This is a genomic window from Rhizomicrobium sp. (assembly GCF_056722145.1).
Map to the genome: position 1 here is coordinate 1 of NZ_JBWZET010000356.1, position 11,387 is coordinate 11,387.

10 protein-coding genes are annotated in these 11,387 nt (G+C 64.9%); 4 read left to right on the forward strand and 6 right to left on the reverse strand.

The window, feature by feature from the left end; genetic code table 11:
- The coding region (locus AC1P6P_RS18820; RefSeq protein WP_481403982.1) for an electron transfer flavoprotein subunit beta/FixA family protein at nt 1–610 on the forward strand (610 nt) is incomplete at its 5' end.
- Between the two features lies 1 nt (nt 611).
- Nucleotides 612–1,544: an electron transfer flavoprotein subunit alpha/FixB family protein gene (locus tag AC1P6P_RS18825; protein ID WP_481403983.1), complete on the forward strand. Its 933-nt coding sequence runs from the start codon at nt 612–614 to the stop codon at nt 1,542–1,544.
- On the opposite strand, the gene AC1P6P_RS18830 is transcribed toward AC1P6P_RS18825, so the two are convergent.
- Genes AC1P6P_RS18830 through AC1P6P_RS18850 form a run of 5 tightly spaced genes read right to left on the reverse strand, consistent with a single transcriptional unit; the run spans nt 1,478 to nt 7,843 of the window.
- Complete coding sequence (locus AC1P6P_RS18830; protein WP_481403984.1) at nt 1,478–1,846, reverse strand: TetR/AcrR family transcriptional regulator; 369 nt, start codon at nt 1,844–1,846, stop codon at nt 1,478–1,480. The two genes, AC1P6P_RS18825 and AC1P6P_RS18830, sit on opposite strands and share 67 nt — an antisense overlap.
- Before the next feature lie 8 nt (nt 1,847–1,854).
- On the reverse strand, nt 1,855–3,360 hold the full coding sequence (locus AC1P6P_RS18835) for a carboxylesterase/lipase family protein (RefSeq protein ID WP_481403985.1): 1,506 nt from the start codon (nt 3,358–3,360) through the stop codon (nt 1,855–1,857).
- 30 nt (nt 3,361–3,390) lie between these two features.
- Nucleotides 3,391–5,829 (reverse strand): ABC transporter permease, encoded by a 2,439-nt coding sequence (locus tag AC1P6P_RS18840; protein WP_481403986.1) that lies wholly within the window; start codon nt 5,827–5,829, stop codon nt 3,391–3,393.
- Nucleotides 5,830–5,840: 11 nt separating this feature from the next.
- Nucleotides 5,841–6,527, reverse strand: coding sequence for an ABC transporter ATP-binding protein (locus AC1P6P_RS18845; protein ID WP_481403987.1), 687 nt, complete (start codon nt 6,525–6,527; stop codon nt 5,841–5,843).
- Between the two features lie 17 nt (nt 6,528–6,544).
- Nucleotides 6,545–7,843 carry an efflux RND transporter periplasmic adaptor subunit gene (locus tag AC1P6P_RS18850; protein ID WP_481403988.1) on the reverse strand — a complete coding sequence of 433 codons (1,299 nt, stop codon included), beginning with the start codon at nt 7,841–7,843 and terminating at the stop codon, nt 6,545–6,547.
- A gap of 149 nt (nt 7,844–7,992) precedes the next feature.
- Between AC1P6P_RS18850 and AC1P6P_RS18855 the strand changes: the two genes are divergently transcribed.
- Nucleotides 7,993–9,369 (forward strand): sigma-54-dependent transcriptional regulator, encoded by a 1,377-nt coding sequence (locus tag AC1P6P_RS18855; protein ID WP_481403989.1) that lies wholly within the window; start codon nt 7,993–7,995, stop codon nt 9,367–9,369.
- A complete protein-coding gene (locus AC1P6P_RS18860; RefSeq protein WP_481403990.1) occupies nt 9,359–10,708 on the forward strand; it encodes a sensor histidine kinase in 1,350 nt (449 codons plus the stop codon). The genes AC1P6P_RS18855 and AC1P6P_RS18860 overlap by 11 nt, the downstream gene beginning before the upstream one ends.
- A gap of 7 nt (nt 10,709–10,715) precedes the next feature.
- Here the strand turns inward: AC1P6P_RS18860 and phhA are convergent.
- Nucleotides 10,716–11,387, reverse strand: a 672-nt coding sequence (gene phhA, locus AC1P6P_RS18865; protein ID WP_481403991.1) for a phenylalanine 4-monooxygenase, incomplete at its 5' end; no start/stop codon positions are given.

An 11,387-nucleotide genomic window follows, 5' to 3' on the forward strand; every position in this document is an offset into this window, starting at 1 on the left:
GCGGCTGAAGGAGAAGGGTGTGGCGACCGAGATCGTCGCCGTGTCCGTCGGCGTGACCCAGGCGCAGGAGACGATTCGCACGGCACTGGCCATGGGCGCCGACCGTGGCGTGCTGGTGGAGACCGAGGTGGCGGTGGAGCCGCTGGCCGTGGCCAAGCTGCTGAAGGCTGTGGCGGAGAAGGAAGGGGCGGAGCTGGTCATCCTCGGCAAGCAGGCGATAGATGACGACATGAACGCCACCGGGCAGATGCTGGCGGCGCTGCTCGGCTGGCCGCAGGGCACGTTCGCCTCCAAGCTGGTGCTGGAAAATGGCCGCGCGGTGGTGACGCGCGAAATCGATGGCGGGCTGGAAACTCTGAGCCTCTCGCTGCCCGCGGTGGTGACGACCGACCTCCGCCTCAACACGCCGCGCTACGCCAGCCTGCCCAACATCATGAAGGCCAAGAAGAAGCCGCTCGATGTCGCGAGCCCCGCCGATTTCGGCGTCGACGCGACGCCGCGCCTCGCCACGCTGAAGGTCGAAGAGCCGCCGAAACGCAAGGCGGGCGTGCGCGTGGCCGATGCCGCCGCGTTGGTCGATAAACTCCGCAACGAAGCGAAGGTGATTTGACATGGCTGTTCTCGTCATCGCCGAACACGACAACGCGGCGCTGTCGCCGGCAACGCGCAACACCGTCACCGCCGCGCAGGAACTTGCCAGCGGCCCGGTGCATGTGCTGGTCGCCGGGGCCGTCGCGATAGCCGAAGCCGCCGCGCATATCAGCGCAGTCGACAAGGTGCTGAGCGTCGATGCGCCGGGCTATCGCTCTGGCCTCGCTGAGCCGGTCACGGCGTTGGTGATGACCCTCGCCGCGGGCTACGACGCGATCCTTGCGCCTGCCACCACCTTCGGCAAGAACGTCGCGCCCCGCATCGCCGCGCTGCTCGATGTGGCGCAGGTGTCCGACATTGTCGCTGTGGTGGCGCCCGATACCTTCGTGCGCCCGATCTATGCCGGCAACGCGCTGGCGACAGTCCAGAGCAAAGACCGGCAAAAAGTCATCACCGTGCGCGCCACCGCGTTTGCAGCCGCGGGCGATAGCGGCGCCGCGCCAATCGAGACGATCGCCGCTGCGGCCGATCCCGAGCAATCGGCATTTGTCGGTCGCGACATCGCCAAGACCGAACGCCCCGAACTGGCCTCGGCGCGGGTGGTGGTGTCGGGCGGCCGCGGCCTCGGTTCGAAGGAGAATTTCGCGCTGATGGAAAAGCTGGCCGATGTGCTTGGTGCAGCGATCGGAGCAAGTCGCGCCGCGGTCGATGCCGGCTATGCGCCGAACGATTTCCAGGTCGGCCAGACCGGCAAGATCGTCGCCCCCGATCTCTACATCGCGGTGGGAATTTCGGGCGCCATCCAGCACCTTGCCGGCATGAAGGAATCGAAGGTCATCGTCGCCATCAACAAGGATGGTGATGCGCCGATCTTCCAGATGGCCGATTACGGTCTGGTCGGCGACCTGTTCGTCGAGCTTCCGAAGCTATGCGAGCTGCTGTCGAGCAAGTAATCCACCCGGCTCGCGCTGCAGTGGGCGAACAGGTCCGCCTTGGAGTGGAAATAGAGATAGATCGTGCCTTTGGTCACGCCGGCGACCTGGGCAATGTCGATCATCCGTGTACGCTGATAGCCGAAACGCCCAAACATATCGGCTGCCGCGGCCACGATTTCGCCGGGACGGGAGCGCTTGCGACGCTCCCAGCCCGAACGATGCGTGCGTCTGGCACCCGCCGGCATCTGGGGGGTAGCCGAAAAGGCGCAGGGAGATGCGGCGGTTTCGACAAGGCCGGGGGTGCCAGTGGCGTGGGTCATCGCATGCCTCAGCGATGACCAAGAGTGAGGAGCGGCGAGAAATCGGGGAAGGTGCCGCGCTCCTTGATTTCCGCGTCGGTCCCGATCACGCGAACCCCGGCGGGCGTGCCGTCGAACGCCGGCCAGTTGGGCAGGCCGTCCCCGTTGGGATTTCCGGTTTTCGCGAAATTGGTCCAATAGCGGATCATGCGGTCGGCAATCACCTTGTCGTCGGCGGTCCAGGCGCGCGGATCGAGCCCGAGCATGTCAAAGGCAAAGGGTATTTCGGCGCCATGTCCGGCATTGCAGCCGTAAGTGCATGGCGTCGTCGGCGCGGCGGGGCGATGGATGAAGTAGTAGACATAGGCCGGAGGCGCTTTGGCCTTCAGCTGCTGATCGGCCCAGCGATACGCCGCCAGCCCGGCGAGGTCGGTGCCCAAGCGATAGGCCGAGGTCTCCGCTTCCGCGTCGGTCCGGCCCGGATACATCGACAGCACGGTCGCTGCACTGGGGCCGAAAAATCCGTTCAGTAGCGCCTGATATTTCGCGGCGGTGATCGGCGTGCCGAGCGCGTCTTGCGCCAGATCCTTGCCTTCATCGCCATTCCAGCCGGTCAGGATCGGCACCGGATTGTGCTGCCCCGCGGCATAGCTGTGCGCCATGTCGCCGGAGATCGCGGGGCTTGTGGTGACCTCGGGATGCCAAGCTTGTTTCAGCAAGGTGTCGGCGTCCATCTTACGAAGATCGGCGACGTGGGCCGCGCCGAGCTTGGCGGTGAAATCGGAGCCCCGTTTCTCGGCCGTGGCGAGGTCGGGGATGGTATCGGTGGTGCCGCTTTGGGCAATGGCACGCTGGAACAGGCCCGCGGCCGTCGGTGTCATCGTCAGCGCCGCCACCGCGCCGCCGCCCGCCGACTGCCCGAACACGGTGACGCACTCGGGATCGCCGCCGAACGCCGCAATGTTGGCCTTGATCCATTTCAGCGCCGCGACCTGATCGAGAATGCCCTGATTGCCCGAGCTGCGGTCGGCCTCGGCGCTGAGATCGGGATGGGCAAAGAACCCGAACACTCCAAGGCGATAATTCAGCGTCACCAGGATGACGCCGTTCGCCACCAGCGCGTTGCCGGCATCGGCGCCCATCTGCGCGCCCGATCCGCCGACGAAGCCGCCGCCGTGAATCCACACCATCACCGGATATTTGCCCGGTTTTGTCGGCGCCCAGATGTTGAGACTGAGACAATCCTCGCTTTGCGGTTCCTTGATCCAGTTGACCGTCTGGCGGCAGGCCGGTCCGAACGCGACGGCTTGGCGGACGCCAGTCCACGGCGTCGGCAGCTGCGGCGCGCGCCAGCGATTGTCACCGGTCGGCGCGGCGGCATAGGGAATGCCGAAGAAGTGATTGACGTCGTTGCTGGTGGTGCCGGTGAGTGCGCCGCCCGTGACCTGCACCGGCGGCAGCGGCGTTTCGGCCGAAGCAGCAGCGAAGCAGGTTGTCAGCAGGAATGCAGCGGCGATGTGCGATCGAATTTTCATGATGTGCTTCTTTCGATGAAACGAAAAGCCTCATTCATAACGCAAGGCATGGATGGGATTGGCGCGGGCGACCCGCAAGGCGTGGCCGATGACCGTGGCCCAGGCGATGATCAGCGCCACTACGCCCGCAACCGTGAAGTAGAGCGGGTTGAGGTCGATGCGATAGGCGAAGCCGGCGAGCCAGCGGTCGAGATAGTACCAGGCGACCGGCCATGCGATGATGTTGGCGAACAGCACCGGCACCGAGAACTGCCACAACAGCAGCCGCACGATGTCGGCGTTGGTCGCGCCCATCACCTTGCGGATGCCGATTTCCTTGGTGCGGCGATCGACGACGAAGGCGGCCAGTCCGAACAGGCCGAGGCAAGCGATCAGCACCGCGATGGTGACGAACGCCGCCAGCAGCGCGCCCTGGCGTTCGGCATCGGCGTAAAGCGCATTGAATTTCTCGTCCACGAATGAGCGCGAGATCGGCGTCGTCGGAACGAAGCGGCGCCAAGTGTGGTCGATGAAATCGACCGCTTCCGGAATGTGGCCGCCCTTGACGCGTACCGACAGCCAATCGGTGTGGTTGGGATTGTAGTAGTAGACCGTCGCCTTGGTCGTGACGGCTTGCGCGCCCTGGAACAGCGCATTGTGCACCACGCCAACGATGGTCGCGTGGGAGCCGACCAGATCGATGGATTTTCCGATCGCGTTTTCGGGTGTGAAACCGAAGGCGCGTGCTGCGTCCTCGTCGACGATGATGTTTTTGTTGTCTTCGAGACCGCTGCCGGAATTGACGTCAGTGCCGCGGTCCTCCGAGAACTGGCGCCCCGCCACCAGCTTGATGCCATAAAGCGTGAAGAAATCCGGCGATACCGACATGCTCTGCATGGCGATCTTCTGTGCGTTGCCCTGAACGTGGGCAAAGTTGAGCTCGCGGAAATCAGAGTCCGCCGGCACGGTGATCGACAGCGCGGTGCCGGCAACGGCGGGGCCGTCGGCAAGCGCGCGCATCAGGCTCTTGCGACCTTCAGCGGAGAGCTGCGACTGGCGCAAGTCGACCACGACCATGTTGTCGCGGTTGAAGCCGGGGTCCATGTGGCGCGCATAATCGATTTGCACATAGATCACCAAGGCGGCGATGCCGAGGCCGATCGACACGGCGAACTGGAACACCACCAGCGCCTGGCGCAGCAGGCCAGACCGCGACGGGTTTTCGGCAGCCGGGCGCAGGGCGGCGGCAGGCCGGAATCCGGACAGAACCAGCGCCGGATACAATCCGCCCAATGCACCGCAGGCGAGCGCCACCAACAGGGTGCCGAGCACGAACGGCCAGTTTTCGACGTAGTCGAGCGTGATGGCGTGGCCGAGCAGGCCGCCATAGAGCGGCAGCAGGATTTCCGCAGCTGCCAGCGCGAAGCCGAGCGCGACCAGCGCCATCAGCACGGATTCGACGAGGAACTGGGTCACGAGCTGCCGGCGCGTGGCGCCAACCACTTTGCGCAACCCGACTTCGCGACTGCGCAGGAACGCGCGCGCCGTCGCCAGATTAGTGAAATTCACGCAAGCGATCATCAAGATGAGGGCCGCGATGGCCGCAAAGCCATAGACGATCGCTTTGCTGTTGCCCGGCTTCATGCCGCGGCGAAGGTCGGCGGTCAGGTGCACGTCGCGCAGCGGCACTGCGTCGGCGTTGACCAGCTTGTCCATCGAGTTGTGGAAGACGGTGGCCAGCGCCTGGCGCAGCTCGGGCGGCAGATGGCGCGCGAACAGGCCGGGGACGGCGGCGTGGATCACGCTCGGATCGGTGCCGGGTGCAAGCCGGACATAGGTCCAAGCCGGAAAGGTCGACCAATCGCGCGCCGATTGGCCGGGCGAGGGTGGCGGCGGCATATAGGGAACGAAGACATCGCCGGCGAACTGGGTATTGTAGGGCAGGTCGTGCATGACGCCGGTCACACGCCGCGCCACGCCGTCGAACACCAGTGTCTTGCCGATCGGATCGCCGCCACCGAAATATTTCGTCACCGCAGTCTCGGACAGCACGACGGAATCCGGCTGCTGCAGCACGGTCGCCGGATCGCCGCTGATCAACGGCAGGCGGATGAAGGTGAAGAAGTTGCGGTCGACGACGTTGATTCCTTCCAGGAAGCGCCGATGGCCGGCTTCGACCGTCTGGCCGCGCCTGAGAATCCGGGTCTGATCGGCGACGCCTGTGGTTTCGGCCACCAGTGCCGGACCGAGCGGAACTGGGGCGGCACCGTTGTTGACGGGTTCCTGACCGGGAAGCTGCCAGGTGATCTCGATGCGATACAGCCGCTCGCCGTCTTTCAGCCAGTTGTCGAACGACAATTCCTGCTGGACATAGAGGCCGATCAGGATGGCCGCGGCCAGCGCCACCGCCAATCCGGCGACATTGATGAAGCTGTAGAGCTTGTGGCGAAGCGCATTGCGGATCGCGACGGTGAGATAATTCCAGAACATCAGCGTTTTCCTCAGGCCGAGCGCATCACGTTTTCGGCAACGATGGTGCCGTCGAACAGGGTGACGATGCGGTGGGCATATTCCGCATGCGGATGGGAGTGGGTCACCATCACGATCGTCGTGCCGTCCTGGTTGAGCTCGGTCAGAAGCTGCATGACCTCCTCGCCGTTGGCGGAATCGAGGTTGCCGGTCGGTTCGTCGGCGAGGATCAGTTTCGGCTGGGCGACGACGGCGCGGGCGATGGCGACGCGCTGCTGCTGGCCGCCGGAAAGCTGCTGCGGCATATGCCGGGCACGATGGGCGATGCCCATCCGCTTCAGCGCCTCCTTGACCCGGCGCCGGCGTTCGCGCACCGGGACATCGCCGTGATAGAGCAGCGCCAGCTCGACGTTTTCGAAGACGTTGAGTTCGTTGACGAGGTTGAAGCTCTGGAACACGAAGCCGAGGGCCGATTTGCGCAAAGCCGAAAGTTGCGCCTCTGGCCACTGCGCGATGCTCTTGCCGTCGAACCTGTATTCGCCGCCCGACGGCTGGTCGAGCATGCCGATGACGTTGAGCAGCGTGGACTTGCCGCAACCGGACGGTCCCATGATGGCGACGAATTCACCCGGCTTGACGTCGAGATCGATGCTGCGCAGTGCGGTGGTTTCAACCTCGGCAGTGCGATAGACCTTGTTGAGCTTCTTGAGGCTGATCATGGGGGTGCTTCCGTTGTTCATTTGGATTGGAGTTCGACGCGATCGATGTTCTGGTAGGCGGCATAGCTCGAAACGATGACGCGGTCGCCGGGTTCAAGTCCGTCCAGCACTTCGATGTATTCGGGATTGCGGCGACCGAGGTGGATGGCGCGGCGCACGGCGGTCTTGCCGTTCTTTGGCAGCACGAAGGCCCAATTGCCGCCGGTATCCTGATAGAAAGGGCCGTTCTGGATCAGCATCGCCTTGGTCGCGCCGCCGAGTTCGAGCCTGAGGTCGACCGCCTGGCCATTGTGCACGCCGGACGGCGCGGCGCCGGAGAACACCAGATCGACCTTGAAGGTGCCGTTGGCGACCTGCGGATAAACCTTGCTGACGACCGCCTTGTAGTCGCGGCCGTTGATGGTCGGCAGGGCCTGCTGGCCGGCGCGGACGCGGCCGAGATAGAATTCGTCGACCTGGGCGGTGAGCTTGAAGCGGTCGAGCGAATCCACCTGACCCAGCACCGCGCCCGCCGCCTTCGATTGGCCGACTTCGGCATCGAGCGCAGTCAGCTGGCCATCGACCGGGGCGCGAATGGTGAGCGAGTCGATGCTTTGCCGCGCCGCGTCGAGGTTGGTATCGAGCCGCGTCAGCATGTTCTTCAATTGGGCGAGCTGTTCGTGGCGGATCTGTTCCATGCGGGTGTGCGAGGTTTGCGCCGCGTCGCGGATTTTCAGCTGATTGGCGAGCTTGCTCTTGTCCTTTTCATAGGTCGCCGTCGGCAGCGCGTTGGCTTCCAGGAGGCGCTGATCGCGCTGCAGGTCTGCGGTCAGGGTTTCGACCTGGAATTCGATGTCGAGCAGTTCCTTTTGGTGATTGAGGCGCGTCTGTTCCAGCTGAAGTTCGGTGTTCTGCACTTCGCTCATCTGGCGCGCGGTTTCGGTTTCCTGCGAGGCGACTTCGAGCTGCAGCTTGGGATTGGCGAGCAACAGGATGGGCTGTCCGGCCTTCACCTGGGTGCCGTCTTCCACCAGCACCGCTTTGATCGTGCCACCCTGGTCGGTGGTGAGGTAATGCGTCGTGAACGGCGCCACCGTACCGCGGATCGCGGCGAAGTCCTCGAACATGCCGGTGGTGACGGTGCCGACCGTGACCCGGTCTTCCGGCACGCGATAGACCCGGCCGCCACCGCCCAGCATCAGCCACGCGGCGCCGATCACCACCACCAGTCCGGCCAGCCCATACGGCCAATAGCGCTTGAGGCGGGAGCGGTCGGGCAGGACCCGGTCCATGGCGGAAAGGTCGTCGTCGAGGTCGGGTTTCAGCGGGCGGTCCATGTGCGTCCCCATCAGCAATGCCAGCCTTGGGGGCAAGGGACGTGCCGCTCCGCCACGCCCATAACTTCAAGGGTTTAGGGTGAAGATCGTTCACTTTTGTTGGCCGGAGGCGTACACCTGTCCGCCAGGTGTTCGAATCCGGACAGTCGATGCCCCCAGCTTTTCCCAGCTCCGCCCGCATTCTGGTCGTCGACGACGAGGAGGACATCCTTCTCGCCGCACGGCTTTTGCTCAAGCGCCACTTCGCCTCCGTGGAAACCTTGCGCGATCCCGCGCTGCTGCCCGATCGCGTTCGGAGCGGCGCCTTCGACGTGCTGCTGCTTGACATGAATTTTGCACGCGGTGCCGACGATGGCACGGAAGGACTGTCATGGCTGGGCAAAGTGCTGGCGATTGATCCGCAGACCGTCGTCGTGCTGGTGACCGCACATGGCGACATGGAGCTGGCGGTGCGCGCGATGAAACACGGCGCTGCGGATTTCGTGGTGAAGCCGTGGGAGAACGAGCGCCTGATCGCGACGCTGTTGTCCGCGGCCAATCTGCGGCGCGCCAGTGCGGAAGCGGCGGAACTGCGCACGCGCCAGCGCGGGCTCGTGGCGGCTGGCCAGTCGGAACTGGCGATGGTCGGGGCGTCGCCGGCAATGCGGCGGGTATTCGATCTGATCCGCCGCGCCGCGCCGACCGATGCCAACGTGCTGATCCTGGGCGAGAACGGCACCGGCAAGGAGCTGGTGGCGCGCGAGATTTATCGCCAATCGCGGCGGGCCAACGAAGTGTTCCTGCGGGTAGACCTCGGCAGCTTGTCGGGCGCGCTGTTCGAAAGCGAGCTGTTCGGCCACAAGCGCGGCGCCTTCACCGACGCCAAGGACGATCGCACCGGCCGCTTCCGCGCCGCCACCAGTGGAACGCTGTTTCTCGACGAGATCGGCAATGTGCCGCTGCATCTGCAAGCCAAGCTGTTGACCGCCCTGGAGCGCGGCGAAGTCGTGCCGGTGGGCAGCGACCGCGCCGAGCGGATCGACGTGCGCCTGATCTCGGCAACCAACATGCCGCTGCACCAGTTGCGCGACGAGCAGGTGTTCCGCTCCGATCTGCTCTATCGCGTCAACACGGTCGAGATCACGCTGCCGCCGCTGCGCGAGCGCCGCGAGGATATTCCGCTGCTGCTTGAGCATTTCATCGCGATCTACACCCAGAAATATAACATGCCGCGGCGGCGGCTCACGGCGGCGGCCCTCGACCGGCTGTGTGCCTACGATTGGCCCGGCAATATCCGCGCCCTGCGCCACGCCGTCGAACGCGCCGTGATCTTGAGCGAAGGAGCGGTGTTCGAGGCCGACGATTTCTCCCTCAACGCCGAGCGGCACGCTGCGCCGCCCGCGGCCGAACTCGATCTCGACAGCCTGGAGCGCGATGCCATCAGCAAGGCGCTGGTGCAGAACAAGGGCAATGTCAGTCGCGCCGCGCAGGCGTTGGGATTGACCCGCGCCTCGCTTTACCGGCGGATGCAGAAGCATGGTCTATAGCCGCTTCCGTGCCGGCGTGGCGGCTCGCGCCGCGCTGTTATGCGCCACCTTCGTCGGGCTGGCGTGGGTGCTGCTCGCAACCCGATGGTATGCGACCGGCATGCTGCTGGCCGCTGCCGCCGGCCTGCAAGTCTGGCTGCTGATCCGCTTTGCCGAGAGCGCCAACCGCGATGTGGCGCATTTCCTCGATGCGCTGTCGTTCGACGACGTGTCGCAGGATTTCGCGCGACTGGCGCAAGACCCGGCCACGTCGGAACTCGGGCAGGCGATGACGCGCGTGCTCGATAGCCTGCGCCAGAGCCGCACCGAACGCGAGGAGCAGTCGCGCTATCTGAAGACCTTGATGGCGCATGTGCCGGTGGCGCTGATTGCGCTCGACGAGGGCGGCGGGGTGGATTTCCTCAATCCGGCGGCGCATCGCCTGTTTGGGACGCGGCTGAAGCAGGTTGCGGAGTTCAGCCGCTTTGGTGAGGCGTTCGCGGCGGGATTGGCGGCGATCAAGCCGGGCGAAACGGCGCTGTTGCGGCTTGAGCGCCCGTCACGACCGCTGCATTTGAAGGTCGTGGCGACCGAGATCGTGGTGCACAGCGGGCGCCGCCGCATCGTCTCGCTCACCAATATCGCCAGCGAATTGAGTGCGCAGGAACTGGCCGCCTGGCAGACGGTGATCCGTACCATGGCGCACGAGGTGATGAACTCGCTGACGCCGTTGTCGTCGCTGGCGGGCACGGCGCACGAGCTGGTGCGCGATGTTCATTCGCGATTGCCTGAGGGCGATCCCAATGCGCCGCCGCTCGGCGATGCGGTGGACGCGCTCGAAATCGTGGCCCGGCGCAGCGAGGGCTTGATGCGGTTCGTGCAGAGCCATCGCCGCTTAACCCATCGCTTCACCGCTAAACCGGAAACGCTGTCGGTGCGGCGGGTGTTCGTGCGGCTGCACAGTCTGCTGGCCGCTGATCTTGAAGCCGCCGCGATCGATTTTCGGATGACGGTCGAACCCGACCTGCTCGATGTCACCGCCGACGCCGATCTGCTCGATCAGATGCTGATCAATCTGTTGCGCAACGCCATGGACGAGTTGCGCGGACGGGCGGGCGCTCAGGTGACACTGTCGGGGTGCCGCGACGGGCTCGGCCGCCTTGTGATTTCGGTCGCGGACAACGGCCGCGGCGTTCCGCCGGCGTTGCGCGAGAAGGTGTTCGCGCCGTTCTATACCTCGAAGCCGCAGGGCTGCGGTGTCGGCCTGACGCTGGTCAAGCAGATCGCGATGCTGCACGGCGCCGATGTCTATGTCGGCGAAACCGAAGGTGGCGGCGCCACCTTCAGCCTGCGCTTCTGAGGCCGCCTCATGCCGCGTGGCTGCCGGGTTTGTAGCTGTGACTGCCGCTGTTCACGATACGATCGCGCGGCAGCACTTCGCCGGGGCGATAGGTCGGACCGTGGCGAAGACGCGCGTAAAGCGCAGCGAAATCCTTGGCGGTCTCGGCCAGCAGCGCGTTGAACGACGGAATGACGAAATAGCTCTCCTGGAAATCGTCGATGCGATACTCGGTGCGCATGACGCGTTCAAGGTCGAAGCCGATGCGGTTGGGCGACGGGCTTTCCAGCGCGTAAACCGATTCCGCCCGTGACGAGACAATGCCGGAGCCGTAAATGCGCAGGCCCTCCGGCGTTTCGATCAGCCCGAATTCGACCGTGTACCAATAAAGCCGCGCGAGATTCTTCAAGGCGCCGAATTCGGCGAGCGCGCGCTGGCCGCCTTTGCCGTAGGCCTGAAGGTAATCGGCGAACATCGGATGGGCCAGCATCGGCACATGGCCAAACACGTCGTGGAAAACGTCAGGCTCCTCGATGTAATCGAGCTGCTCGGGCTTGCGGATGAAACGCCCGGCGGGAAACCGTCTCGCCGCGAGATGATCGAAGAAAACCTCATCCGGCACCAGCGACGGAACCGCCACCACGCGCCAACCGGTCTCCGCGTCCAGCCGGTCCGACAGGCGTTCGAAATCGGGAATGCG